At 71.2% G+C, this 24,157-nt stretch carries 25 protein-coding genes; 22 read left to right on the forward strand and 3 right to left on the reverse strand.

The window, feature by feature from the left end:
- From GE115_RS00190 to GE115_RS00285, 20 genes are all read left to right on the forward strand, one after another.
- Positions 1–1,134, forward strand: coding sequence for an FAD-dependent monooxygenase (locus GE115_RS00190; RefSeq protein WP_153682838.1), 1,134 nt, complete (start codon positions 1–3; stop codon positions 1,132–1,134).
- On the forward strand, positions 1,131–2,174 hold the full coding sequence (locus GE115_RS00195; RefSeq protein ID WP_153682839.1) for an amidohydrolase family protein: 1,044 nt from the start codon (positions 1,131–1,133) through the stop codon (positions 2,172–2,174). Before GE115_RS00190 ends, GE115_RS00195 begins: the two co-directional genes overlap by 4 nt.
- Positions 2,171–3,193, forward strand: a complete 1,023-nt coding sequence (locus tag GE115_RS00200; RefSeq protein WP_153682840.1) for a fumarylacetoacetate hydrolase family protein — start codon at positions 2,171–2,173, stop codon at positions 3,191–3,193. Before GE115_RS00195 ends, GE115_RS00200 begins: the two co-directional genes overlap by 4 nt.
- A gap of 57 nt (positions 3,194–3,250) precedes the next feature.
- On the forward strand, positions 3,251–4,228 hold the full coding sequence (locus GE115_RS00205; protein ID WP_153682841.1) for a PDR/VanB family oxidoreductase: 978 nt from the start codon (positions 3,251–3,253) through the stop codon (positions 4,226–4,228).
- 56 nt (positions 4,229–4,284) lie between these two features.
- On the forward strand, positions 4,285–5,499 hold the full coding sequence (locus GE115_RS00210; RefSeq protein WP_153682842.1) for a cytochrome P450: 1,215 nt from the start codon (positions 4,285–4,287) through the stop codon (positions 5,497–5,499).
- The gene (locus GE115_RS00215) at positions 5,496–6,299 is read left to right on the forward strand and encodes an ABC transporter ATP-binding protein (RefSeq protein WP_153682843.1); all 804 of its coding nucleotides are present in this window, start codon (positions 5,496–5,498) and stop codon (positions 6,297–6,299) included. Before GE115_RS00210 ends, GE115_RS00215 begins: the two co-directional genes overlap by 4 nt.
- Complete coding sequence (locus GE115_RS00220) at positions 6,296–7,027, forward strand: ABC transporter ATP-binding protein (protein WP_153682844.1); 732 nt, start codon at positions 6,296–6,298, stop codon at positions 7,025–7,027. The genes GE115_RS00215 and GE115_RS00220 overlap by 4 nt, the downstream gene beginning before the upstream one ends.
- Positions 7,024–7,905: a branched-chain amino acid ABC transporter permease gene (locus GE115_RS00225; RefSeq protein WP_153682845.1), complete on the forward strand. Its 882-nt coding sequence runs from the start codon at positions 7,024–7,026 to the stop codon at positions 7,903–7,905. The genes GE115_RS00220 and GE115_RS00225 overlap by 4 nt, the downstream gene beginning before the upstream one ends.
- Positions 7,902–8,990, forward strand: coding sequence for a branched-chain amino acid ABC transporter permease (locus GE115_RS00230; protein ID WP_153682846.1), 1,089 nt, complete (start codon positions 7,902–7,904; stop codon positions 8,988–8,990). The genes GE115_RS00225 and GE115_RS00230 overlap by 4 nt, the downstream gene beginning before the upstream one ends.
- Positions 8,987–10,210: an ABC transporter substrate-binding protein gene (locus tag GE115_RS00235; protein ID WP_153682847.1), complete on the forward strand. Its 1,224-nt coding sequence runs from the start codon at positions 8,987–8,989 to the stop codon at positions 10,208–10,210. Before GE115_RS00230 ends, GE115_RS00235 begins: the two co-directional genes overlap by 4 nt.
- Positions 10,211–10,299: 89 nt before the next feature.
- Positions 10,300–11,580: an MFS transporter gene (locus tag GE115_RS00240; RefSeq protein ID WP_312854717.1), complete on the forward strand. Its 1,281-nt coding sequence runs from the start codon at positions 10,300–10,302 to the stop codon at positions 11,578–11,580.
- 139 nt (positions 11,581–11,719) lie between these two features.
- On the forward strand, positions 11,720–12,892 hold the full coding sequence (locus GE115_RS00245; RefSeq protein WP_216648726.1) for a 4-hydroxybenzoate 3-monooxygenase: 1,173 nt from the start codon (positions 11,720–11,722) through the stop codon (positions 12,890–12,892).
- A 66-nt stretch (positions 12,893–12,958) separates the two neighbouring features.
- Positions 12,959–13,756, forward strand: coding sequence for a protocatechuate 3,4-dioxygenase subunit beta (pcaH, locus tag GE115_RS00250; RefSeq protein ID WP_153682849.1), 798 nt, complete (start codon positions 12,959–12,961; stop codon positions 13,754–13,756).
- A complete protein-coding gene (pcaG, locus tag GE115_RS00255) occupies positions 13,749–14,312 on the forward strand; it encodes a protocatechuate 3,4-dioxygenase subunit alpha (protein WP_246190453.1) in 564 nt (187 codons plus the stop codon). The genes pcaH and pcaG overlap by 8 nt, the downstream gene beginning before the upstream one ends.
- Positions 14,309–15,523 (forward strand): lyase family protein, encoded by a 1,215-nt coding sequence (locus tag GE115_RS00260; protein WP_153682851.1) that lies wholly within the window; start codon positions 14,309–14,311, stop codon positions 15,521–15,523. Before pcaG ends, GE115_RS00260 begins: the two co-directional genes overlap by 4 nt.
- Positions 15,520–16,776 (forward strand): bifunctional 3-oxoadipate enol-lactonase/4-carboxymuconolactone decarboxylase PcaDC, encoded by a 1,257-nt coding sequence (gene pcaDC / locus GE115_RS18655; protein WP_312854718.1) that lies wholly within the window; start codon positions 15,520–15,522, stop codon positions 16,774–16,776. The genes GE115_RS00260 and pcaDC overlap by 4 nt, the downstream gene beginning before the upstream one ends.
- Positions 16,769–17,581: a CoA transferase subunit A gene (locus GE115_RS00270; protein ID WP_153682852.1), complete on the forward strand. Its 813-nt coding sequence runs from the start codon at positions 16,769–16,771 to the stop codon at positions 17,579–17,581. The genes pcaDC and GE115_RS00270 overlap by 8 nt, the downstream gene beginning before the upstream one ends.
- Positions 17,581–18,237, forward strand: coding sequence for a CoA transferase subunit B (locus tag GE115_RS00275; protein ID WP_153682853.1), 657 nt, complete (start codon positions 17,581–17,583; stop codon positions 18,235–18,237). Before GE115_RS00270 ends, GE115_RS00275 begins: the two co-directional genes overlap by 1 nt.
- Positions 18,234–19,448 (forward strand): acetyl-CoA C-acetyltransferase, encoded by a 1,215-nt coding sequence (locus GE115_RS00280; protein WP_246190454.1) that lies wholly within the window; start codon positions 18,234–18,236, stop codon positions 19,446–19,448. Before GE115_RS00275 ends, GE115_RS00280 begins: the two co-directional genes overlap by 4 nt.
- A gap of 55 nt (positions 19,449–19,503) precedes the next feature.
- Positions 19,504–20,274 (forward strand): SDR family NAD(P)-dependent oxidoreductase, encoded by a 771-nt coding sequence (locus GE115_RS00285; protein ID WP_153682854.1) that lies wholly within the window; start codon positions 19,504–19,506, stop codon positions 20,272–20,274.
- A 92-nt stretch (positions 20,275–20,366) separates the two neighbouring features.
- Here GE115_RS00285 and hxlA read toward each other — a convergent pair whose 3' ends face one another.
- Together hxlA and hxlB are read right to left on the reverse strand one after the other, a co-directional pair.
- Entirely contained in the window at positions 20,367–20,990 is a 624-nt protein-coding gene (gene hxlA, locus GE115_RS00290; RefSeq protein WP_153682855.1) for a 3-hexulose-6-phosphate synthase, read from the reverse strand.
- A 47-nt stretch (positions 20,991–21,037) separates the two neighbouring features.
- On the reverse strand, positions 21,038–21,607 hold the full coding sequence (gene hxlB, locus GE115_RS00295) for a 6-phospho-3-hexuloisomerase (protein ID WP_172979658.1): 570 nt from the start codon (positions 21,605–21,607) through the stop codon (positions 21,038–21,040).
- 227 nt (positions 21,608–21,834) lie between these two features.
- On the opposite strand from hxlB, the gene GE115_RS00300 reads away from it, so the two are divergent.
- Positions 21,835–22,548 (forward strand): helix-turn-helix transcriptional regulator, encoded by a 714-nt coding sequence (locus GE115_RS00300; protein WP_312854719.1) that lies wholly within the window; start codon positions 21,835–21,837, stop codon positions 22,546–22,548.
- Between the two features lie 179 nt (positions 22,549–22,727).
- Positions 22,728–23,261: a class I SAM-dependent methyltransferase gene (locus tag GE115_RS00305; protein WP_246190455.1), complete on the forward strand. Its 534-nt coding sequence runs from the start codon at positions 22,728–22,730 to the stop codon at positions 23,259–23,261.
- Positions 23,262–23,328: 67 nt separating this feature from the next.
- Here the strand turns inward: GE115_RS00305 and GE115_RS00310 are convergent, their stop codons facing one another.
- Positions 23,329–23,901, reverse strand: a complete 573-nt coding sequence (locus GE115_RS00310) for a YceI family protein (protein ID WP_153682859.1) — start codon at positions 23,899–23,901, stop codon at positions 23,329–23,331.
- Positions 23,902–24,157: the final 256 nt, after the last annotated feature.

The raw sequence follows: 24,157 nt of genomic DNA on the forward strand, positions 1-24,157 counted from the left end.
ATGCCCGCAGTGTCCCGTGTCGCGATCGCCGGAGGCGGCGTCGCCGGCACCGCCGCCGCCATCTTCCTCGCCGAGCGGGGGGTGCAGGTCGACGTGTTCGAGCAGAAGGCCGACCTGCACGCCCTCGGCTCCGGCATCACGATCCAGGGGAACGCGCTACGCGTCTTCGACCGTCTCGGCATCTGGCCGCAGGTCGAGGCCGGCTCGTACACGTTCAACGAAGTGAGCCTGCGCGCACCGGGCCCGGGCGCCCAGGTGCTTGCGACCATCCCCGACCAGCGGACCGGTGGCCCCGAGTTCCCGGCGACCGCGGGCATGTATCGTCCCGACCTCGCCCGCATCCTGGTCGAGCGCGCCCGTGAGGTCGGTGCCGACGTGCACTTCGGTGCCACGGTCGCATCGTTCGCCGCCGACGAGGATGGCGTCGACGTCATCACCTCCGATGGGCTCGAGCGTCGCTACGACCTCCTCATCGGCGCCGACGGCCTGCACTCGAGCATCCGCGGCATGCTCGGCATCGAGGTCGCACCGCAGCGGACGGGCATGGGCATCTGGCGCGCGTTCGTGCCCCGGCCGGAGTCGGTCACCCACACCGACCTCTATTACGGCGGGCCCTGCTTCATCGCCGGCTACTGCCCGACGGGCCAGGAGACGATGTACGCCTACCTCGTCGAGCCCGCGCAGGACCGCAGCGAACTCGACCAGGCGTCGAAGATCGCCGTGATGCGCGGGCTCGCCGAAGCCTACGGGGGGCCGTGGAACGAGATCCGTGACGCGCTGGACGACGCGGCACGCGTGAACTACACGTGGTTCACCTCACATGTGGTCCCCGACGCCTGGAACCGCGGCCGGGTGGTGCTCATCGGTGAAGCCGCCCACAGCTGCCCGCCCACGATCGCGCAGGGCGCCGCCCAGGCGGCCGAGGACGCGCAGGTCCTCGCCGAACTGCTGCTCGGTCGCGACCGCGTGGACGACGACCTCTGGACCGCGTTCCACGCCCGGCGCCTGCCGCGCGCGTCGGCCGTCGTCGAGGCATCCGTGCAACTCGGCAGGTGGCTGCTCGACGGCGAGCGCGACGCCGACGTGCCCGGCCTCATGGGCCGGATCGCGCACCTCGTGAGCGAGCCGGCATGACGACCGTGCCCGACGCGTCCCCGATCGTCGACATCCACGCGCACGTGCTGCTGCCCGCGCTGCAGGCAGCCGTGCAGGCGCGCGATCCCGACGGCTTCGCTCGTGCGGCCGAGCTGGACGCACGGCGCGCGGGCGCCGAGAGCCAGGCGGTGTCGGGCGCGATGATCGGGGAGCGGTTCGCGCTGCTCACGTCGCTCGATGCGCGGTTGGCCGAGATGGACCGGCAGGGCGTCGATCTCCAGGTCGTATCGCCGTCGCCGAGCCACTACTATGCGTGGGCCGACGAGGCACTCGCCCGCTGGGTCGCGGTCGAGGCGAATGCCGCGGTCGAGGCACTCGTCGCGAGTGCCCCCGGCCGACTGCGAGGGCTCGGGCTGGCGCCGCTGCAGCATCCGGAGTCAGCGGTCGCCGCGCTCGAGGACGCGGTCATCCATCGCGGCCTCGCCGGCGTCGAGATCCCGTCGGCCGCCGGCGACCTCGAGCTCTCGGACGAGCGCCTCGAACCGTTCTGGGAACGGGCCGCCGAGCTGCGGGCGGTCCTCTTCCTCCACCCGTTCGGCTGCACGCTCGACGAGCGGCTCGATCGGCACTTCCTGTCGAACACCGTCGGGCAGCCCGTCGAGAACGCGGTCGCGATCGCGCACCTGATCTTCGGCGGCGTGCTCGACCGACACCCGCAGCTGCGGATCGTGGCCGCGCACGGCGGGGGATACCTCCCGACCTCCATCGGCCGGGCCGACCACGCGTGGGCGGTGCGACCGGATGCGCACGGTTGCGCCGAACGCCCGTCGGCGTACCTCCGCCGGATGTGGTTCGACTCGCTCGTGCACACCCCCGAGGCGCTGCGCGCGCTCGTGGCGGCGGTCGGCTCCGACCGGGTCGTGCTCGGCTCCGACTACCCGTTCGACATGGGGGTCGACGATCCCGTCGAACGGGTCCTCGCAGCGCGACTGCCCGCGACCGACGCCGAGCGGATCCTCCGCGGCACCGCCGTGGACCTGCTCGGACTGCCGGCCGCGTCGATGGGAGGGGCCCGATGAGGTTCGCACGATGGATCGGGGCCGACGGCGTCGTGGTCGACGGGATCGTCGCCGACGTGGGCGGCATCGATCGCCTGATCGCCTTCGACGACGGGATGACCGTGCTGGAGCTCACTCGGCGCGGGTTGGCATGGGCCCTCGAGTACGGCGGGGCCGTCCAGGGGAATCGGGCGGATGGCGCACCCGACGCACCCACCGTCGAGCAGGTTCAGCTGCTTCCTCCCATCGAGCCGCCTTCGGTGCGCGACTTCGTCGCGTTCGAGGAGCACGTCGAAGGCGTCGTCCGCTCCGTGGGCGGCGACGGTGGGGGCGGCGTGGTCGCCGAGTGGTACGAGGCACCGACCTTCTACTTCACCAACCCGCACTCGTTGATCGGCAGCGGGCAGAGGGTGTCTCCTCCGCGGACGACGCGGCTGGACTTCGAACTCGAAGTCGCCGTGGTGATCGGCTCCGTCCCCGGCTCGGATGGCCGTGATCTCGACGCGCGTTCCGCGGCCGCACACGTGTTCGGCTACACGATCTTCAACGACTGGTCGGCACGGGATCTGCAGTCGCGCGAGATGCAGGTGCGGCTCGGGCCCTGCAAGGGCAAGGACTTCGCAACGACGCTCGGCCCGTGGATCGTCACCGCCGATGCGTTCGAGGACCTCATCGACGCCGACGGCTTCCTGCCGCTCGAGGTCGAGGTCGAGGTCAACGGCGTACGGGTCGGCCGCGACCTGCTCTCGAACATGGGCTGGCCGTTCGCGGAACTCGTCGCCTACGCGTCGAGGGACTCGAGAGTGGTCCCCGGTGACGTGCTCGGGTCCGGGACCACCGGAAATGGCGGATGCCTCGCCGAACTGTGGGGTCGCCGCGGCGCGCTCGACCCCGCTCCGCTCGTCGAGGACGACGTCGTGGTCATGCGCGCCGAGCGCATCGGGGAGATCCGCAACGTCATCGGCCCGGTTCCGCCGGAGCGGCCGATCGCGCCCGCTCGCGCGCGTTCCCGGTCGCGGACCCGCGCGCTCGTCGCCTGACGACGACCACCCACCCCACACATCGCACACCGTCGACGACGACGAGAGGAGGCCCCGATGGCGGCTCGCAACGAGGCGAGGAACCCGGCCCCGGCTCCACGCGACACCCTGATCGTCCAGCGCAAGCAGCCGGTCACGGATCGCGTGGTGCACCTCACCCTGGGGCGTGCCGATGGCACGAGGCTCCCGGACTGGACGCCCGGTGCCCACATCGACCTCGTCCTGCCCGACGGTGCGACGCGCCAGTACTCGCTGCTCGGCGACCCGCGAGACCCGCTCCGGTACGAGATCGCGGTGCTGCGCGAGCCCGAGGGACGCGGTGGTTCGTGCTTCATCCACGATCGGCTCACCGTCGGCGACGCGGTCGGCTTCGGCGGACCGCGCAACAACTTCCGGCTCACGCCATCGCCGCGCTACCGGTTCGTCGCGGGCGGCATCGGCATCACGCCGATCCTTCCCATGCTCCGAGCGGCGACCGCACTCGGCGCCGAATGGGACCTGCTCTACCTCGGTCGCACGAGGTCGTCGATGCCGTTCGTCCACGAACTCGTCGCCGATCACGGCGAACGCGTCGTCGTGCACACCTCCGACGGCGGCCGGATCGACATCGGAAGGTGGCTCGACGCGTTCGACCCCGAGGTCAAGGCGTACACCTGCGGGCCGGTGTCGCTCATCGACGACGTCGGCGCCGCCACCGCCGGGTGGCGGCCGGGATGGTCGCGTCTGGAACGGTTCACCGCCGCGGACGCGGGGGAGCCCGCGCGGACGACGCCGTTCGAGGTGGAGGTCCTCGGTTCCGGGCGGGTCGTTCAGGTCGCGCCGGGCGAGCCCGTCGCCGGAGCACTCCGTCGAGCCGGATTCGACCTCCTCACCTCGTGTTCGCGCGGTGTCTGCGGCACCTGCGAGACCGACGTGGTCAGCGGAGAACCCGACCACCGCGACGCCATCCTCGACGACGGCGAACGAGCAGCCGGCACCTGCTTCTTCCCGTGCGTATCCAGATCCAAGAGCGACCGACTCGTGATCGCCCTCTGAGACTGGCCCCACCTTCCCGCGACATCGAACACCTCATCTCGACGAAGAGAGACCTGATGACCATCAGCACCCCGACGGCACCCGCCACGGTTCCCACGACCGACGAGGACCCGTTCAGCGCAGCGGTCCTGGCGGACCCGCTCCCGTTCCAGCATCGGCTGAGGGAGGCCGGCGAGGTCGTCCTGCTCGAGCGGTACGGCGTCTACGCCATGGGCCGCTACGACACGGTCAGGTCCGCGCTCCTCGACTGGCAGGGATTCGAGTCCTCGGCGGGCGTCGGCATCACCGACTTCCGAACCGAGCCGCCCTGGCGCCCACCCAGCCTCCTGCTGGAGGCCGATCCGCCGCACCACGACGCTCCGCGTTCCGTGCTCGCGAAGATCCTCGGCCCCCGGGCGCTGCGGGAGCTGGCCCCGAGGTGGCAGGCGGACGCCGACCGCCTCGTCGATGAGGTCCTCGCCCGCGGGCCGGAGTTCGACGCGGTGGAGGCGCTCGCCGAGGCCTTCCCGCTTCGGGTGTTCCCCGATGCCGTGGGAATCCCGCAGGAAGGGCGCGAGCACCTGCTGCCATACGGCGACCACCTGTTCAACAGCTTCGGGCCCGAGAACTTCCTCGTCCGGCACGGTGCCCCGCACATCGCCGAGCACTCGGCCTGGGTGATCGAGCAGTGCGCGCGCGAGCGCATCGCTCCGGGCGGCTTCGGCGCCGCCATCTGGGCTGCCGCGGATCGCGGCGATCTCACGACCGAGCAGGCGCCGCTCGTCGTGCGGTCCCTGCTGTCGGCGGGCGTCGACACCACCGTGCACGCGATCGGCGCGATCCTGCACGCGTTCGCGACCCATCCCGAGGCGTGGGCGATGCTGCGCGAGGACCCCGGCCTGGCGCGGGTCGCCTTCGACGAGGCGATCCGGCTGGAGGCGCCGGTGCAGACGTTCTTCCGGACGACGACGCGCGACCTCGTGGTCGGCGACGCGCTGATTCCCCGGCGCCGCAAGATCCTGATGTTCCTCGGGTCGGCGAACCACGACCCCAGGCACTGGAGAGACCCGCAGCGGTTCGACCTCACCCGGGATCCCTCCGGCCACGTCGGCTTCGGCATGGGCATCCACCAGTGCGTGGGCCAGCACGTCGCACGGCTCGAAGCCGTCTCGCTGGTCACCGCTCTGGCACGACGGGTCCGGACCATCGAGTCGACCGCCGAGCCCGAGCGCCACCTGAACAACACGCTCCGCGCCTGGGAGACCATGCCGATGCGGGTGACGTTCGCATGAGCGCCGCATCGAGCGGGTCGCCGGCCGCGCCGATCCTGAGCCTGCGCGGCGTGGGCATCTCGTTCCGCGGCGTGCGGGCACTGGACGACGTCACCTTCGACGTGCCCCGAGGCGGCGTCACCGCGGTGATCGGACCCAACGGGGCGGGGAAGACGACCCTGTTCAACTGCATCAGCGGCATCTACCGCCACGAAGGCGACATCGCCCTCGCGGGAGCGGACATCCAGCATCTCCGCGCGCACCGGCGTGCGGCCGCGGGAATCGCGAGGACGTTCCAGACGCCGACGCTGCTCGACGCCGAGTCGGTCTTCGAGAACGTCCTCGTGGGCACCCACGCGTGGACGAGGACCGGACCGGCCGGCGTCCTCCTCGGGACGCGCAGCGCACGTCGCGAGGAGCGCGAGGCGCGCGAGGTCGCGTGGGAGCGGCTGACCGCCGTCGGCCTGGCCCCCGTCGCCCACGTGCCGGCAGGGGCCCTGCCGCACGCGGATCGCCGCCGCGCCGAGGTCGCCCGCGCGCTCGCCTCCCGGCCCCGGATCCTGATGCTCGACGAGCCCGCCGCCGGACTCAGCGCCGCCGAATCCGACGAGCTCCTCGAACTCGTCGCCGAACAGGGCCGCGCGACCGGGATGACCAGCGTCCTCGTCGAGCATGACGTCGCGCTGGTGATGCGGACGGCCGGATGGATCGCCGTGCTCGACGCCGGCAGACTGCTCGCGACCGGCGCTCCGGACGCCATCCGGCAGGACCCGGCGGTCGTCGCGGCGTACCTCGGAACGGATGCGGAGGTGGCGGCATGAGCCTGCTGGAGATCGAAGGGCTTCGCGCCCGATATGGACGCGTCGAGGTGCTTCATGCTGTCGACCTCCGAGTCGAAGAGGGAAGCATCGTCGCCCTCCTGGGAGCGAACGGCGCGGGCAAGTCGACGCTGTTGCGCGCGATCTGCCGCGCGGTCGACACATCGGGTTCGTGCCGTTTCGCCGGGATGGATCTCGATGGCCGGTCCACTGCGACCGTCGCACGGCTCGGCATCGGCCACGTCCCCGAAGGGCGGGGCACGTTCACCGATTTCTCCGTCGAGGAGAACCTCCGCATCGGTGCGATCAGTCGAACGTCCTTCCGCTCCAGGTCCGCGGTGCAGACCGATCTCGACCTGATCTACGAGACCTTCCCGGTCCTGCGCGAATTCCGGCGCCGACCGGCGGCGGCCCTCTCCGGTGGGCAGGCGCAGATGCTCGCCGTCGCGCGGGCGCTGCTCGCCCGGCCACGCCTGCTCTTGGTGGACGAACCGTCGCTCGGCCTCGCGCCGCTGACGGCTCGCGACCTGTTCGAGCGGCTGAGCGGGCTGCGGGACGCGTGGGAACTGACAATCCTCCTCGCCGAGCAGAACGCGAAACTCTCACTCGCCATCGCCGACCGGGCGGTGCTGCTGTCGAGGGGCCGAGTCGTGCACGACGGCCCCTCGGGCGACCTCGCGACGGTCGATGCCATCCACGCCGACTACCTGGGCGGAGGTGCGGGACGATGATCGAGTTCCTGCAGATCGGCCTCGACGGCCTGATGACCGGGGTCGTGTACGCGGCCCTCGCGCTCGCGTTGGGCGTGGTGTTCCAGGGCACCGGCATGCTCAACCTCTCGCAGGGCGAACTCGCCGTCGTGGCGGCGTACATCGCGTGGTCGTGCGTTCAAGCGGGCATCCCGATCTGGCCCGCGATCGCGATCGCCGTCGTGGCATCCGCTGCGCTCGGCACCGCGCTCTACCAGGGCGTCGTGCGATTCGTCCCGCCGCACCGCGAGGACTCGCTGATGACCCTCGGCGTCACGCTGCTGCTGGGACTGAACGCGATCATCAGCATCATCTGGGGAACGGATCCGCGCGGCTTCCCGAGCCCGTTCGGCACCTGGGTGGTGCACCTGGCCGGACTCAGGCTGACCAGCCAGCAGATCGGCGGGGTCGTCCTGGTCGCCGCCACGATGCTCGTGATGGCGCTCCTGTTCACGCGGACGACCTTCGGGCTCCGACTGCGCGCCGTGGCGCAGAACCCGCGCTCGGCCGCATTCCTGGGGCTTCGCTCCGGCCTGTGGCTCTCGGCCGGGTGGGCCGCGGCCTGCGCGGTCGGCGCCGTCGCCGGCGTGGTTGCCGCGCCCACCCTCGGCCTCTCGCCCGCGATGATGACCGTCCCGTTGCTCATGGCGCTCGCAGCCGCCAACCTCGGCGGCATCGGCAGCCGCGTCGGCGTCGTCGTCGGTGGCCTCATCATCGGCGTGCTCACGGCGATCGGCGGTCGATACATCCCCGGCCTCGGCGGCGACCTCAACGTGGTGTTCGCGTTCGCGATCGTCATCGCGGTCGTCCTGGTCAAGCCTGCCGGCCTCTTCGGCCGAGAAAGCGTGGTGCGAGCATGAGCGCCCCCGTCGTGCACACCGAACCGACCGGCCGGGCGACAGCGCCCGACATCCGCCCCAGGTACCGAACGCCGGGCTTCTGGACGGCGGTCGTCGCCGTCGCGATCGCCGTCGCCGTCCCGTTCCTCGTCAGCGACTACGACCTCTTCAACCTCAGCCGTGTCGCCGCGGTCGCGATCGGCGTCGCGAGCCTGAACCTGCTGACCGGATTCTCCGGTCAGGTCAGCCTCGGCCAGGGCGCCACGTTCGGCATCGGCGGATACGCCGCGATGATGGCGATCCGGTACCTGGAATGGCCGGTCTGGGTCGCCCTGCTCGCGGCGATCGCGGTCGGGGCCCTCGTGGGGTTCGTCATCGGCCTGCCCGCCGTCCGCATGGGCGGCTTCAACCTCGGCCTGCTCACGATCGTGATCGCGGCGTTGTTCCCCGTGCTGCTGTACCGATTCTCGGACTTCACCGGGGGTCAGGCGGGCGTGACCCTTGCCGCGCCCGCATTCCCGTCGCCGACCGACTCGCTCACCGATGCCCAGTGGTCCTACCTCGTCGTCCTCACCCTGCTGGTGCTCACGATCGCGTTCCTCGACCAACTGGTGGCGCGACGGACCGGACGCGCACTCTCGCTCATCCGAGCGGGCCGCATCCTCGCCGTCTCGAACGGTGTCGACGTCGAGCGCCTCAAGCTGCAGTTCTTCGTCATCAGCTCGGTCCTGGCCGCGCTCGGCGGAGCGATCTTCGCTTTCGTGCTCGGCCTCGTGGTGCCCGAGTCGTACCCGCTCGTCTTCTCGATCACCCTGCTCGTGGCATCCGTCGTCGGCGGCAGCCGATCCTGGATCGGCGCGATCCTCGGCGCCGCGATGGTGGTCTACCTGCCCTCGCTCGCGAGCTCCGTCATTCCTGGGGAGGCGTCCGCCTACCTCGCCCAGCTCGTGTTCGCCGTCGTGCTCGGACTCTGCGTGATCGTCGCCTCCAGCGGTATCGCCGGCGCCGGCCGCCGTCTGGCGAGCTCCATCGAGCGCGTCCTCAGGGAGCGCCGCGCCACAGCACCACCGACACCACCGTCCACCACCCGAGAGGAAATCCGATGAATCACCAGACACGAAGCCGTGGCACGGTCGCCACGTTCGCCGTCGCCACCGCAGCCGTGCTCGTACTCGCGGGATGCACGCCGCGAGCGGCGACCGGGAGCGACGCGCAGTCCGCGGACGACAGTCCCATCGTGATCGGCGCCAGCTGGCCGCAGAGCGGCCCCCTCGGCTCGGTGGCTCCGGGCCTGGCCGGCCTCGAGGCCGCGATCGCCGCGGCCAACGAGGACGGCGGGGTCGACGGTCGCGAGATCGAACTGGTCACGGCCGACGACGCGTACGACCCCGCGCGCCTCGTCGAGAACGAGCGCAAGTTCGTCGAACAGGACGGCGCGATCGCCGTCGTGAACTTCGGCGGCATCTCCATCGCCGGCCGGGAGTACCTCGGCCAGAAGCAGGTCATGGGCGTCTCGATGGCCGGCAACTCGCCGCTCAGCGACATCGAGGCCTTCCCGATGCAGCGCGCCTTCTGGCCGGACGTCTCGTGGGAGGCCCAACTCCAGGGCAAGTGGCTGACCGAGCATGCACCGGACGCCGTCGTCGGCTACATCGGCTTCAACAACGACCTCACCGAGAGCCACCTCGCGGGCCTCGCCGCGCAGGGCGTCACCCCGGCGCAGGTCGCGGCCGTGCCGCCGGGTACCGCCGACCTCAGCGCGCAGGTGAGCCAGTTCCAGGCTGCCGGCGTCGACACCGTCATCATCAACATCGGCGCACCGACCGGTGGCGCGACGCTGGCCTACATGGACCAGATCGGCTGGAAGCCGACCGTGTTCCTCTCCTCCACGGTCTCGGACTTCCACACGGTGATCAACATCTCCGGCCCGGGCCCGGTGGAGGGCGCCTACTCGTTCGAGTTCTTCAAGGATCCGTCCGATCCCCGCTACGCGGACGACGACGTGATCGCCCAGTACCTCGACGACATGGAGGCATCCGGTCACGAGAAGGACGCGACCAACGCGCTCGCCCTCGAAGGCTACGGACTCGGCGCCGCGCTCGTCGACGCCCTCTCCCGAACCGATTCGTTCGACAGCGAGGGCCTGCTCGCCGCCTGGGATTCCTTCGACGGCACCGAGAACCCGATGCTGCGCGACGGCATCACGCTCGAGGAGAGCTCGCACGGCCGGGTGATCTTCCAGTACCAGCTCAGCCGATTCGACGGTGCGAGCTGGGTCGACGAGGGCGAGATCGAGGACGTGCGGGAACTGGGCATCGTCGAGTGACCAGCGATCGCGCAGCGGCGATCTGAGGGTGCGGCGTCGGGTCGACGCCGCACCCGTGCCCGCCGTCGCACCCGCGACGGCGACGGCCCGTGACCGAAGCAACCGACGGACTCGATGGAGAGCAACCGATGGCCAAGCGTGTCGCCGACCGGCGAGCCGATCCGACGCACCGCCGCGCAGGGCTCTCGCAAGCAGCGCCGTTGCTGGCGGGCAGTTGCATGCCGGTCCTCGGGTCGGTGCTGATCACTCCGGTGCTGCCGCGGCTCTCCGAGCACTTCGGCGGCGTACCCGGTGCCGATGTCCTGGTGCCGCTGATCGTGGCGCTTCCGGCGCTCATGATCGCCGTGTTCGCGCCGTTCGCGGGACAGATCGTCGACCGCCTCGGCCGGAGATCGCTCCTGCTCGGTGCCATGCTCGTCTACGCGCTCGCCGGTACCGCACCGGTCTGGCTGGACTCGCTGGCCGCGATCCTCGCCAGCCGCGTCGTGGTCGGCATCTGCGAGGCCGCCATCATGACCGCGTGCACGACGCTGCTCGTCGACTACTTCCCGGGCGAACGCCGGAGGAACCGGTACCTCGGCCTGCAGACCGTCGTCACCACGCTCGCCGCGACGGCGTTCATCGCGATCGGAGGCGCGCTCGGCGCCTCCGGCTGGAAGACGCCCTTCTGGGTGTACTCCGTGAGCATCGGGATCGCCGCCGTGATGGCGGTGCTGCTCTGGGAGCCGACCGATGCCGATGCCGGACCGCAGGCGATCGAACGCACCGCCGCGGGAGGTCGATTCCGGCTGCGAACCCGCATCCCGTGGGAACGGATCGGCGGGCCGCTGTGGGTCACGGTGTTCGGCGGCTTCACGTTCTACGTCCTCGTCCTCGAGGTCGGCTACCTGGTCGTGGCGACCGGCGTGGCCGCGGAGAACACCCAGGTGATCGGCTGGGTCGCCGCCGTCTCGTCCCTCGCCACCGCGTTGGGCGGCCTGTCGTTCTCGCGGATCTCCCGGCTTCCGCGCGGCGTCGTGCTGCCGGCGGCATTCCTCCTGCAGTCGGTCGGGATGATCGCGATCTGGGTCGTGCCGACGGGGCCCGGCCTCATCGCGGGCGCCGCGATCACCTCGTTCGGGTCCGGCGTGCTGCTGCCCTCGCTCATCACCTGGGTCGTCGCGGCGGCGCAGTTCACCGATCGCGGGCGCATCACCGGCTGGTGGACGGCGGCGTTCTTCCTCGGGCAGTCGCTCACTCCGGTGCTGATCGCTGGGTTGACCCTCGCGGCGGGTTCGCTCACCGCAGCGGTCGGCCTTGCCGGCATCGCCGCGGCCGTCGCGTCGGCCGTCGTCGGGTCGGTGCTCAGCGATCGGTATCGACGGTCGTGATGCCGGTATAGCCGAACACCGATTCCCCGTCGGCCGAGCACGGTCGATGGTTGAAGGCGGACGAGCGATGCGATCCCATCGCAGCCTCGACCATCCTGCTCGAAACGCGAAAGGCGCAACGTTGCGACCCTCCACCTCCGTGGCCATCATCGGCGCAGGTCCCGCGGGCCTGATGCTCGGCCACCTCCTCGCGCAAGCCGGCGTGCCGTTCACGATCCTCGAGGCGCAGACGCGCGAGCACGTACTCGGGCGCATCCGGGCCGGCGTGCTCGAGCAGGGCTCGGTCGACCTGCTCGCCGAGCACGGCCTCGACGCCGACCTGCGTGCGCGGGGGCTCACCCACCGAGGCATCCACCTGCAGTTCGAGAGGGAGCGGCACCACGTCGACTTCGTCGACCTCGTCGGCCGCACGGTGACGGTGTACGGCCAGCAGGCGCTCGTCGCGCACCTTCTCGCGGAACATGAGCGTCTCGGATCGAACGTGGTGTTCGAGGCGCATGACGTGCAGCCCGTCGGTGTCACGGGCTCGCGTCCGACCGTGGTCTTCACGAAGGACGGCGCTCCCGAGCAGCTCGAATGCGACTTCGTCGTCGGCACCGACGGCTACCACGGAGTCTGCCGCCGAAGCATCCCCGCCGACGGCATCGTGGGCTACGAGCGCGCCTACCCGTTCGGCTGGCTCGGGATCCTCGCGGACGTGCCCCCGTCGACCGACGACCTCGTCTACGCGCTGCACCGCGACGGCTTCGCCATGCACTCGATGCGCTCACCCGAGGTCTCGCGCCTGTACGTGCAGGTGGCGCCCGGCGAGTCGATCGACGACTGGAGCGACGCGCGCATCTGGGACGCTCTGCAGACCCGGCTCGGCGTCGACGGATGGACCCTCGAAGAGGGCCGCATCACCGAGAAGTCCATCACCCCGATGCGCAGCTTCGTGGTCTCGACGATGCAGCACGGCCGCATGTTCCTCGCGGGCGACGCGGGGCACATCGTGCCGCCGACGGGCGCCAAGGGCCTGAATTCCGCGCTCGCCGACGTCGCGCTCCTCGCCCGAGCCATCCTCGAGCATCGCGGCGGCGACCACACGGGGCTCGAACGCTACAGCGCGCGGGCCCTGGCCCGGCAGTGGAAGGTGCAGCACTTCTCGCAGTGGATGACCGAGATGTTGCACGTCCACCAAGAGGTGCCGGATGCCTCGGCCAGGGCATTCCGCTACCGCAGCCAGGTCGGCCAGCTGGAGTACGTCACGGGCTCGCAGGCCGCCCGGCAGAGTCTCGCCGAGCAGTACGCCGGCCTTCCCTTCACCCCCTGACGCCGACGGACCCCGGTCCACAGACCCCGGTCCCACGGACCCCCGGAACACCACCACGGAGCGCCCATGCCACGACCAGCACCCCAGCCCGAACTCACGCAGGAGGCGATCAGCGCCGAGATCGCCGAGCGTTCCGATCGCGAGCGCGACGACGCGGCCGCGGCCGGCCGGCCCCAGCCCGCGCACCCGCGCCGCGACTACGCGCCGTACCGGTCGACGCTGCTGCGGCATCCGACGCACGAGCTCGTTCGCGCCGACCCCGAGGAGATCGAGTTGGTCTCGCCGGCATTCGGGCACACGGATGTCTCGACCGAGGAGTCCGACCTCACGATCCAGCACTCGGGCGAGCCGCTCGGCGAGCGCATCGTCGTCGCGGGCCGGGTGCTCGACGGCGACGGCCGCCCCGTGCGCAATCAGCTGGTCGAGATCTGGCAGGCGAACGCATCGGGCCGCTACGTGCACAAGCGCGACCAGCATCCGGCCCCGCTCGACCCGAACTTCACCGGCGTCGGGCGCCTGATCACCGGAGACGACGGCTCGTACCGGCTCACGACGATCAAGCCCGGCGCGTATCCGTGGAAGAACCACCGCAACGCCTGGCGGCCCGCGCACATCCACTTCTCCTTATTCGGCTCGGCGTTCACCCAGCGCCTGGTCACGCAGATGTACTTCCCGGGCGACCCGTTGTTCGCGCTCGATCCGATCTACCAGTCGATCACCGACCCGTCCGCACGCGAACGTCTCGTCGCCGCCTACGATCACGGGCTCTCGGAGCCCGAGTGGGCGCTGGGCTACCGGTGGGACGTCGTGCTCACCGGCCCCCGATCGACCTGGATGGAACCGGAGGATGCCGACCATGCGTGACACCGGCCAGACGCCGTCGCAGACGGTCGGCCCGTTCTTCGGCTACGCCCTGCCGTACGCCGGCGGTCCCGAGGTGCGGGCCGCGTGGCAGCCCGACGCGATCCGACTCCACGGGGTGGTGCTCGACGGCGCGGGAGCGCCGATCTCGGACGCGATCATCGAGATCTGGGGTGCGGATGCCTCTGGCCGCACCTCGACCGAACGCGGGTCGTTCCACCGGGACCAGCACGGGTTCACCGGGTTCGGGCGCTCGGCCGTCGACCGCGACGGGCGCTACTCGTTCACGACCGTGAAGCCCGGCGCCATGCGCGACGGATCGGCTCCGTACGTGCTCATCGCCGTCTTCGGGCGCGGGGTCACCCACCACCTGTTCACGCGGGCGTACTTCGGCGACGAGCCGAGCGCGAACGCCACGGACCCGCTGCTGGTGAGCGTCGATCCCGCGCGCCGCGACACCCTCGTCGCCGTGCCCGACGCGCCGCGCTCGTACCGCTTCGACCTCCGCCTGCAGGGCGAGCGCGAGACGGTCTTCCTCGACTACGGGGTATCGCGATGACCGGACTCGACGCCACGAGCGACTGGGGCCTGATCGATCCCGGCGCCGCCGACCCCACGGGCACGGCCGACGACGCGGTGCTGGCAGCGATGGTCGACGTCGAGCGGGCGTTGCTCCGCGCCTGGGGGAGCGAACTCGACGAGTTCCTCGACCCGCAGGCCGACGCCCTCGATGCGGCAGCACTCGTCGCCGATCCGGGCACCCGCACCGCGCTTCGCGACGGAGTACGTCGCGACGGCGTCCCGGTCGTCGCCCTCGTGCCGGCGCTCCGCGCGCAACTGGAGGCCGCACGCCTCGCGACCGACCGCCTCCACCTCGGCGCCACCAGCCAGGACGTCGTCGACACCGCGCTCATGCTCGTCGCGCGTCGCGTCCTCGGTGCCACGCGCGACTCGCTCGTCGCCACCGGGCGCAAGCTCGCCGTACTCGCCGACGCCGAGCGGGGGAGCATCCGGATGGCCCGCACCGTTGCGCGTCACGCCGAGGCCAGCACGCTCGGTGTGCTCGCCGCCGGCTGGCTCGACGGCGTCGGCTCGGCGGTCGAGACGATCGATGCACTGCGATACCCGGTGCAGTTCGGCGGCGCCGTCGGCACCGGCACGGCGGCGGATGCCACGGCCGGTCGAGGGGGCGCGAGCGACACGGTGCGCGCGGCGCTCGCGGCGAAGCTGGGCCTCGACGACCCGGGCCGTGCCTGGCATGCCGAGCGCACCGCTGTCGTCGCCATCGCCGCCGCCTCGGCCTCGGCCGTCGCGGCCCTCGGCCGCATCGGCGGAGACGCCGTCCAACTCTCGCGCGAGGAGATCGGCGAAGTGCGCTTGGCCACCGCGGGCGGTTCCTCGGCCATGCCGCACAAGCGCAATCCGGTCGACGCGGTCGCGATCACCGCCGCCGCAGTCGAGGCCCCCGCGCACCTGCAGATCCTCGCCAGCGCCGCGATCGCGGGCGATGAGCGCTCGGCCGGCCGCTGGCACGCCGAGTGGCCGGCCCTCCGCCGCCTGGTACGACTCGCGCGGTCGAGCGGCATCGCGGCCGAGCGCTTGGTCGCCGGCCTCGAGTTCGACCGGGAACGTGCCGCCGCGATCGTCGCGGGTTCGGGCGCGGCCGGAACGGGACCCGATCGTGAGGTGCTCGTCGCGGCATCCGATCGCCTGGTCGACCACGCCCTCGCGCGGTTCACCCGCATCGCCGACCGATCGGAGCAGCCGTGACCGCCCCGGTCCTGCGCGGCGCATTCGCGACCGGCACCCAGCCGGGTGCGACCAGTCCTCTGCTGGTGTTGCTGCCCTCGCTCGGCACCACGACCGCACTCTGGGACGGCGTCGTCGCCGCGCTGCGCGGCGACCCGCGCCTGGCGTCGGCGCGAATTCTGCGTATCGACCTTCCCGGGCACGGCGCGAGCCCGGCGACCCGCGACCCGTTCACGATCGGCGACCTCGCCGACGCGGTCCTCGCGGTCGTCGACGAAGCCGGTGGCGGTACCTTCCACGTCGCGGGCGTCTCGCTCGGGGGAGCGGTCGCACTCGAACTCGCGATCGTGCACGCCGACCGCGTGCGCTCGCTGACCGTCGCCTGCAGCGGCGCGCGCATCGGCACGCCCGATGGCTGGCGCGAACGAGCGGCCGCCGTGCGGGCGGCCGGCACCGCCTCGCTCGTGACGGGAAGCGCATCGCGCTGGTTCGCGCCCGGCTTCCTCGAGCGCGAAGGCGGCGGCCCCGGTGCTCGCTCCCTCACGACGCTGATCGACGTCGACGACGAGTCGTATGCGCGATGCGCCGAGGCGCTCGCCGAATTCGATCGCACTGCTGACCTGCCCCATCTCACGGCGCCGACGCTCGCGATCGGCGGCGAGCACGACGCCGTGACGACGCCCGTGTCGATGCAGGCGTTCGCCGATCGGATACCCGAGGCGCGGCAGATCGCCATCGCGGGAACCTCGCACCTCGCCGTGCTGGAAGCCCCGACGACCGCCGCCGACCTGATCGCCGCGCACGTCGCGGACGTCGAGCGCGCGAACCAGGCCGCCGGCGCCTCCGAACGCGGGATGCGCGTGCGACGCGAGGTGCTCGGCGACGCCCACGTCGATCGTGCGGTCGCGGCGACGACACCCGAGACCGCGGCCTTCCAGGACTTCATCACCCGAACCGCGTGGGGCGATGTCTGGGCCAGGCCGGCTCTGAGCCGTCGGGAGCGCTCCATCGCCACGCTGGCGAGCCTGACGACCGGCCGTCATGGGCACGAACTCGCGATGCACGTGCGCGCCGCCCAGCGCAACGGGCTCACCCGCGACGAGATCGCCGAGGTGCTCCTGCACACCGCGCTCTACGCGGGACTGCCGGCGGCCAACGCGGCGTTCGCGATCGCGCGCGACGTCTTCGGCGAGGCATCCGGCGAGGCATCCGATCAGAGAGCAACCGGCCCCGGGGCCGGCGCCTCCGACGACACCGAGGAGAACCATGGATAAGACCGTCTCGAGCGCCGCCGACGCGGTCGCCGACATCCCGTCGGGCGCATCCCTCGCCGTCGGCGGGTTCGGCCTCTCGGGAGTGCCGATCGTCGCGATCCGGGCGCTGCTCGCACAGGGCGCGGACGACCTCGAGGTCGTCTCCAACAACTGCGGCGTCGACGGATGGGGGCTCGGCGAGCTGCTCGCCGCCGGCCGCATCCGCAAGGTGATCGCGAGCTACATCGGTGAGAACAGGGAGTTCGCGCGCCAGTACCTCTCGGGCGAGGTCGAGGTCGAACTGACCCCGCAGGGCACGCTCGCCGAACGTCTCCGCGCCGGCGGCGTCGGCATCCCCGCGTTCTACACCGCGACCGGCGCCGGAACCGCCGTCTCAGAGGGCGGGATGCCGCTGCGTTACGCGCCCGACGGCCAGATCGCCCTGACGAGCGAGCCGAAGGAGCTCCGCGCGTTCGACGCGTTCGGGCCCGCGCGGGAGTACGTCCTCGAGCAGGCGATCCGCACCGACTTCGGGCTCGTGCGCGCCGGGGTCGGCGATCGCCACGGCAACCTGCGGTTCGAGAAGTCGACCCGCAACTTCAATCCGCTCGCCGGGATGGCCGGGCGCGTGACGATCGCCGAGGTCGACGAGCTCGTCGAACCGGGCGTACTCGGTCCCGACGATATCCACCTCCCGGGCATCTACGTGGACCGCGTCATCGCGCTCACCTCGCAGGAGTCGGCTGACCTGCCGATCGAGAAGATCACGGTGCGGCCGCGGCCCGGCGCATCCACGACCGACGACGACAACGAGAGGGGCCGTTGATGCCGCTGACCCGAGACGAGATGGCGGCACGCGCGGCGCGCGAGCTCGAGGACGGCACGTACGTGAACCTCGGCATCGGCCTGCCGACTCTCATCCCGAACCACCTGCCAGCGGGCATCGAGCTCGTGCTGCACTCCGAGAACGGCATCCTGGGCGTCGGACCGTACCCGTGGGAGGGCGAGCAGGACCCGAAGCTCATCAACGCGGGCAAGGAGACGGTGACCGTGCTCCCGGGAGCGGCGTACTTCGACTCGGCGGCGAGCTTCGGCATGATCCGCGGCGGGCGCATCACGACCGCGGTGCTCGGCGCCATGCAGGTCTCGGCCGGCGGCGACATCGCGAACTGGGCCGTGCCCGGGAAGATGGTGAAGGGCATGGGCGGTGCCATGGACCTCGTCAACGGCGCCGAACGCGTCATCGTCGTCATGGAGCACGTCGCCAAGGACGGCACGCCGAAGCTCGTCGAGCAGTGCACGCTGCCGTTGACGGGAAGGGCCTGCGTCGACCGCGTCATCACCGACCTCGCGGTCTTCGACGTCGCCGCCGACGGCTTCGAGCTCGTCGAGCTCGCTCCCGGCGTGACCGTCGAGCAGGTGACGGATGCCACGGGCGCGGCGTTCACCGTCGTCGGCGGGATCGTCGACGTGGCGCGATGACCGAGCTGCGCGAGGTGGTGATCTGCTCACCGCTCCGTACCCCGGTCGGACGCATGGGCGGTGCGCTCGCGCCGGTGTCGGCCCATTCGCTCGCGACCAGCGTGCTCGAAGCGCTCCGGGCGCGCACCGGCATCGACCCCGCGGCGATCGACGGCGTCGTCGCCGCGCAGGGCTATCCGACGATGGAGGCGCCGGCGATCGGACGCGTCGCAGCGCTCGACGCCGGTTTCCCGGTGACGACGACGGGTTACCAGCTCGATCGCCGCTGCGGATCCGGCCTGCAGGCCGTGCTCAATGCGGCGATGGAGGTGCAGACCGGCGTCGCCGACGCCGTCATCGCACTCGGCGTCGAATCGATGTCGAACGCGCCGCTGTACACGGTCGAGGGTCGTCGCGGTGTGGCGGGAGCCGGTCTCATGCTGCACGACGCGCTCGCGCGTGGCCGCGAGACCGTCGGCGGCCGACGCTTCCCGACGCCCGAGGGCAACGTCGGTTCGGCCGAACTGCTCCGTGCGGGATACGGCGTCTCGCGTGAGGCGCAGGACGCGTTCGCGCTGCGCTCGCACCGGATGGCCGTCGCCGCGCAGCAGTCGGGCGCATTCGACGCCGAACTCGTGCCGGTCGAGGTCCCGGCCCGGCGCGGGACCGTCACCGTCGATCGCGACGAGCACCCGCGGGCCGACACGACGCTCGAGGCGCTCGCCGCGCTCCGCCCGATCCTCGGGCGGGCCGATGCCGAGGCGACGGTGACCGCCGGGAACTCGAGCGGGCAGAACGATGCCGCCGCTGCGTGCATCGTGACGACGCAGGCCCGCGCAGCCGAACTCGGGCTCGCGCCCATGCTCCGCCTCGTCTCCTGGGCGGTCGCCGGCAACGACCCGCTGCGCTTCGGCGTCGCCCCGGTGCCCGCGGCGGACCGCGCGCTCGCGCGCGCCGGCATCCGCTTCGCCGATCTCGACGTGATCGAACTCAATGAGGCGTTCGCGGTGCAGGTGCTCGCGTGCCTTGCCGACTGGGGGCTCGACGCCGACGACGCGCGACTGAACCCGCGGGGGAGCGGCATCTCGATCGGGCATCCGATCGCGGCGACCGGCATCCGCATGCTCACCACCCTCGCGCACGAACTGCCCGCCCTCGATGGGGAACTCGCGCTCCAGACCATGTGCATCGGCGGCGGGCAGGCGCTCGCGGCCGTGTTCGCGCGGGTGTGAGCGCCGGACCGGTGGTGAAGATGCGGCCTCACGCATCGAGATGGAAGGGCGGGCGATGAACGGACACGAAGGCAGGCGGTACGTCGTCACCGGAGCCGCCTCGGGCATCGGCGAGGCGACGGCGACGCTGCTCGCCGACGAGGGGGCCGAGGTGATCGCGGCGGACGTGCGGTGGGAGGTCGCCGCGGATCCGGACCCACCGAGGGTCGAGCGCGTGACCCTCGACATCGCGGATCCTCGCGCGTGGGCGGCACTGGCCGCACGGGTCGCCGCCGACGGCCGCCGAGTCGACGGATTGGTGAACGCGGCCGGCATCACGAGGCGCGCCCGGCTCGATGACGTCACGCGCGAGGACTTCGACGCCGTGTTCGCCGTCAACGCCACGGGGCCGGCGCTCGGCATGCAGGCGATCGCTCCGCTGATGGGGCCGGGGGCCGCGATCGTGAACCTCGGATCGGCGGCAGGCACGACGGCGCACTACGGCATCGCGTACGGTGCGAGCAAGTGGGCGCTTCGCGGCATCACGAAGTCCGCGGCCATGGAACTCGGCGCCCGTGGCATCCGCGTGAACCTCGTGAGCCCGGGCTACATCGAGACCTCGATGACGGCCGGGGCGCCGGAGGCGTTCCGAGTGGCGAGTCGGGACGCGACGCCGCTCGGGCGTTCGGGAGCCCCGAAGGAGGTCGCCCAGGTCATCGCGCATCTCCTGTCGCCGGCCGCGTCGTTCGTCACCGGAGCCGAGGTCGCGGTCGATGGGGGACTCACCGGTCATGGCGGCGGACTCGTGGTCGCGCGCGCGATGGGTGCCGCGCTCCCCTCGACATGAGCGCGGATGCCACGAGCGCTGCTCGGCTCGTTCGTCGTGCCGGTGGCCGACGAAGGCCGGGGGCGGCACGCCCCCGGCCTTCCTCGAATCGTTCAGCCGATGGCGGCGCGGAGACGTGCGGCGGCTTCGCCGACGTTCTCGGCGCTGTAGATCGCGCTTCCGGCGACCGCGATCCGAGCGCCCGCATCGCGCACCGAGGCGATGCTCGCCGCGTTGACGCCGCCGGCGACGGAGAACGGGACGCCGGATGCCTCGCCGTCGCGCAGCAGCGTCTCGAAGGTGAAGCCGGCTTCCGCCTGCTCGTCGAGTCCGGCGTGCATCTCGACGAACTCGGCGCCGAGGGCGACGACCTCCTTGGCACGAGCCGGCTTGTCGGCGACGCCGATCAGGTCGACCACGATTCCCTTGCCGTGCTTCTTCGCCGCCTTGACCGCGCCGCTGATCGTGCTGTCACCCGCGGTTCCGAGCACGGAGACGAGGTCGGCGCCGGCGGAGAAGGCGATCTCGGCCTCGAGCTCGCCGGCGTCCATCGTCTTCAGGTCGGCGAAGACGATCTTGTCGGGGTGCGCCTGCTTCACGGCGGTGATCGCCGACAGCCCCTCGCTCTTGATAAGCGGGGTGCCGAGCTCGAGGATGTCGACGTGGGGCGCGGCCGCCTCGGCGAGCTTGAGCGCGGATTCCGTGGACAGCGTGTCCATGGCGAACTGGAGTTTCATGTGTCGATGCCTTTCGTGTGCTGTGGTGGTGGTCAGGTGGCGCGGGGTCATTCGAGGTTGGCGTGTCGGGCCCACAGCTCATCGGCCGTCTGGCCGCCGGCCTGCCAGAGCGCGTGGAACAGGGCGTCGCCGAGGAGGACCACGGCCTGCTCGAACAGGCTTCCCGCATACTGCGCCGAGGTCGTCTCAGAGCGGTCGAGCTTGTCGGCCGCCGGCACGAGCACCACCGTGTGGGCGATCGACGAGAGCGGGGAGCGGGGCGCCGTCGTGATGGCCGCGATCCGGGCTCCGGCGGAGGCGGCCGTCTCGGCGGCGCGGACGATGCCGCCGGTCGTTCCGGAGCCGCTCGCGGTGAGCAGCAGATCACCAGGACCGATCGCCGGGGCTGTGATCTCGCCGACGACGTGGACGTCGAGACCGAGGTGCATCAGCCGCATCGCCGTCATGCGAAGGGCGAGGCCGGTGCGACCGGCACCCAGAATGAACACGCGACGAGCGGTGAGCATGGACTCTGCGACCGAAGTCAGCGCAGCGTCTTGCGCACCGGCGACGCGGTCGAGGGATGCGTCGAGTTCCGCGCGGATCTCGCCGAGGGCGGGAGCGACATCGATCTCCATGACAGGCATGGGTCCATCGTGCGAGCGATGCGCAGCCGATGAGCCCGCCCGAAGGTCGGGACACCCCTATCCGAACGGATGGGCGGCATCCCGTGGGTGAGGGTCGCAACGCTGCTCGCGCAGCCGATTCGCCGATGCCGGCGTCGCGCCGGCTCCTCCTCGAACATGCCCGTACGGTCGCGGAGCAAGCCGACCGGCACGCTCTCACTCTCGAGTCGATCCTCGCCGTGCTCCGATCGGATCGGCTCGACGATCGGAGGGCGCGGGCCGTCGCCGTCGATGCTGCGGCGACCGCACTCGTCGGGCTGCGCACGGAAACCGACGAGCAGCGCAGCGCGATGCTCGAACCGGCGGTCGGCGCATTCGCACGACTGCAGAACGACCTTCGCCCGCTCGTCCGATTCAGCGACCTGGACGTGCAGTTCGTCGAACCGCCGGCGACGGGCCGTGCCCTGCCCGGCGAGGTCGCCCACGCGGCGCGCGCGATCGTCCGGGGTGCGGTGCTGGCCCTCGTCGACCAGGGCGAGTGCCGACGGGTTCGAATCCAATGGGACTGCGACGGCCTCAATCTCCTCGTCGGCATCCGCGACGACGGTCGCGGAGAACTCAGCGCCTACGACGACACGCTTCGACCCATGGTCGAACGAGTGAGCGCGCTCGACGGAGAGATGAACGTGCACTCCACGCTCGGCTGGGGCTCGACCATCGACATCCGGTTGCCGCTCGACCCTCCGACGTCGCCCGATCCGCTGACGGATACCGTCGCGCTCTCCGCGCGCGAACGCGAGGTCCTGAAGCTTCTCGCCTCAGGCGCGCGAAACCGGGAGATCGCCAATGAACTCGGGATCAGCGAGAACACCGTCAAGTTCCACGTTTCGAACCTGCTCCTGAAGTCAGGCACTCGATCCCGAGCCGAGTTGGCCGCGCTCGCGGCGCGGTGATGCGGTGCGCGGCTCGCCGGGGACGACCACGTGGCCACGGTTTCACGTCCCTTCCGCCTCGCGGGCCGACGTACGGCGCTGGCAACGCTTCGGCGCCACCTAGACTCCTGAGCGTGATCAGCGAGGTGGGCGACGCGTACTCCCAGCGGGCGCTCGAGTACATCGACCTGTTCGGCACGATGGAGGCCGTGCACCCATCGGATCGTCAACTCGTCTCCACCTGGGCGAGCGGAGTCGACGGCCCGGTTATCGACGCCGGCTGCGGTCCGGGCCAATGGACGGACTTCCTCGCCGGAATCGGGCTCACCGTACGCGGTGTCGATCAGGTGCCCGAGTTCATCGAACGGGCCAGACGTGAGTATCCGGACGTGGAGTTCGAGGTCGGCGCGCTCGAGCATCTCGGCTGCGACTCGGAAACGCTCGGCGGAGTTCTCTCGTGGTACTCGCTCATCCACCATGATCCGGCCGCGATCAGCGAGCCGCTGGCCGAGTTCCATCGTTCGCTCGCAGCCGGAGGCACCCTGCTCGTGGGGTTCTTCGAGGGCCCGGCCGTCGAGCCGTTCGACCACGCCGTCATCCGTGCGTATCGCTGGTCCGTCGAAGCGCTCGGTGAAGAACTGCGTGCCGCCGGTTTCGACGTGCTCGAATCCCATGTCAGGAAAACCGTCGGCCAGCGGGCGCAGGCGGCGATCCTCGCCCGGCGGGCCGACTGAGCTGACGCGGCGCGCGCCGTACCGGCGCCCTGAGCCGCAACCGGCCGGCGGTCTGCGCGGCCCCGCCTCAGGCGGCCTGTTCTCCGTCGGTGTCGCGCTTGATCGCCGAGATCTCGAACTCGAGCGTGATCTTCTCCGACACGAGCCAACCGCCCGAGTCGAGCGCCATGTTCCACTCCAGCCCGTATTCCCGGCGGTCGATGCGCCGCGTGCCCTCGAATCCGGCACGCAGTGCGCCGAAGGCGTCGGTCTCCACGCCGGTGAACTCGATCGGGATGGTGATCGGCTTCGTGATGTCGCGAATCGTCAGGTCGCCCGAGACCACGAGGGCGTTGTCGCCGACCTCCTCGATGCGGGTGCTCTTGAAGACGATGTCGGGCCATTTCTCGGCGTTGAAGAAGTCGGCGCTGCGCAGGTGGTCGTCGCGTTGGGTGTTGCGGCTGTCGACACTGGCGACCTTGAGCACGATCTCGGCGGTCGACTTGTCGGGATCGTCGAAGTCGACGTGCAGGGTGCCGGTCACGTCGTTGAAGGCGCCGCGGACGTTCGCCACCATGGCGTGCTTGGCCGAGAAGCCGATGCGAGTGTGCGAGGGGTCCAGGTCCCAGTCGCCGCTCAGGTCGGGTCGGTTGTCGGTCATGATCTCCCCATGGGTCGGTGCACGAACCAAGACAGTCTCTCATGCGCGGGCTGACCGAATGCTCCACGGTGCCCGCGGAGCTTCGGGGACGGCTCGACGTCAACCATCCGTCACGGGTACCGCTCGGATCGAGGCATCCCGATCGACACCGGTCGCTCCCGAACGCACGCAGCGTCGACGATTGTCGAATGTCGTTCGGGTTCGTTGATCAATCTCCTGGCGCGCCGTAGGTTCCTGAGTGACCGCACCCACGCCG

The organism is Agromyces agglutinans (assembly GCF_009647605.1).
Lineage (GTDB): Bacteria > Actinomycetota > Actinomycetes > Actinomycetales > Microbacteriaceae > Agromyces > Agromyces agglutinans.

What these genes read in the sequence shown, in the direction of transcription:
- GE115_RS00235 (WP_153682847.1), top strand. Translation starts at nt 8,987, where the DNA reads ATGAATCACCAGACACGAAGCCGTGGCACGGTCGCCACGTTCGCCGTC.
- hxlB (WP_172979658.1), bottom strand. Translation starts at nt 21,607, where the DNA reads ATGGAGATCGATGTCGCTCCCGCCCTCGGCGAGATCCGCGCGGAACTC.
- GE115_RS00270 (WP_153682852.1), top strand. Translation starts at nt 16,769, where the DNA reads ATGGATAAGACCGTCTCGAGCGCCGCCGACGCGGTCGCCGACATCCCG.
- GE115_RS00195 (WP_153682839.1), top strand. Translation starts at nt 1,131, where the DNA reads ATGACGACCGTGCCCGACGCGTCCCCGATCGTCGACATCCACGCGCAC.
- GE115_RS00200 (WP_153682840.1), top strand. Translation starts at nt 2,171, where the DNA reads ATGAGGTTCGCACGATGGATCGGGGCCGACGGCGTCGTGGTCGACGGG.
- GE115_RS00225 (WP_153682845.1), top strand. Translation starts at nt 7,024, where the DNA reads ATGATCGAGTTCCTGCAGATCGGCCTCGACGGCCTGATGACCGGGGTC.
- GE115_RS00210 (WP_153682842.1), top strand. Translation starts at nt 4,285, where the DNA reads ATGACCATCAGCACCCCGACGGCACCCGCCACGGTTCCCACGACCGAC.
- GE115_RS00190 (WP_153682838.1), top strand. Translation starts at nt 1, where the DNA reads ATGCCCGCAGTGTCCCGTGTCGCGATCGCCGGAGGCGGCGTCGCCGGC.
- GE115_RS00215 (WP_153682843.1), top strand. Translation starts at nt 5,496, where the DNA reads ATGAGCGCCGCATCGAGCGGGTCGCCGGCCGCGCCGATCCTGAGCCTG.
- GE115_RS00230 (WP_153682846.1), top strand. Translation starts at nt 7,902, where the DNA reads ATGAGCGCCCCCGTCGTGCACACCGAACCGACCGGCCGGGCGACAGCG.
- GE115_RS00205 (WP_153682841.1), top strand. Translation starts at nt 3,251, where the DNA reads ATGGCGGCTCGCAACGAGGCGAGGAACCCGGCCCCGGCTCCACGCGAC.
- pcaG (WP_246190453.1), top strand. Translation starts at nt 13,749, where the DNA reads ATGCGTGACACCGGCCAGACGCCGTCGCAGACGGTCGGCCCGTTCTTC.
- GE115_RS00305 (WP_246190455.1), top strand. Translation starts at nt 22,728, where the DNA reads ATGGAGGCCGTGCACCCATCGGATCGTCAACTCGTCTCCACCTGGGCG.
- GE115_RS00275 (WP_153682853.1), top strand. Translation starts at nt 17,581, where the DNA reads ATGCCGCTGACCCGAGACGAGATGGCGGCACGCGCGGCGCGCGAGCTC.
- GE115_RS00280 (WP_246190454.1), top strand. Translation starts at nt 18,234, where the DNA reads ATGACCGAGCTGCGCGAGGTGGTGATCTGCTCACCGCTCCGTACCCCG.
- hxlA (WP_153682855.1), bottom strand. Translation starts at nt 20,990, where the DNA reads ATGAAACTCCAGTTCGCCATGGACACGCTGTCCACGGAATCCGCGCTC.
- GE115_RS00285 (WP_153682854.1), top strand. Translation starts at nt 19,504, where the DNA reads ATGAACGGACACGAAGGCAGGCGGTACGTCGTCACCGGAGCCGCCTCG.
- pcaH (WP_153682849.1), top strand. Translation starts at nt 12,959, where the DNA reads ATGCCACGACCAGCACCCCAGCCCGAACTCACGCAGGAGGCGATCAGC.
- GE115_RS00220 (WP_153682844.1), top strand. Translation starts at nt 6,296, where the DNA reads ATGAGCCTGCTGGAGATCGAAGGGCTTCGCGCCCGATATGGACGCGTC.
- GE115_RS00260 (WP_153682851.1), top strand. Translation starts at nt 14,309, where the DNA reads ATGACCGGACTCGACGCCACGAGCGACTGGGGCCTGATCGATCCCGGC.
- GE115_RS00310 (WP_153682859.1), bottom strand. Translation starts at nt 23,901, where the DNA reads ATGACCGACAACCGACCCGACCTGAGCGGCGACTGGGACCTGGACCCC.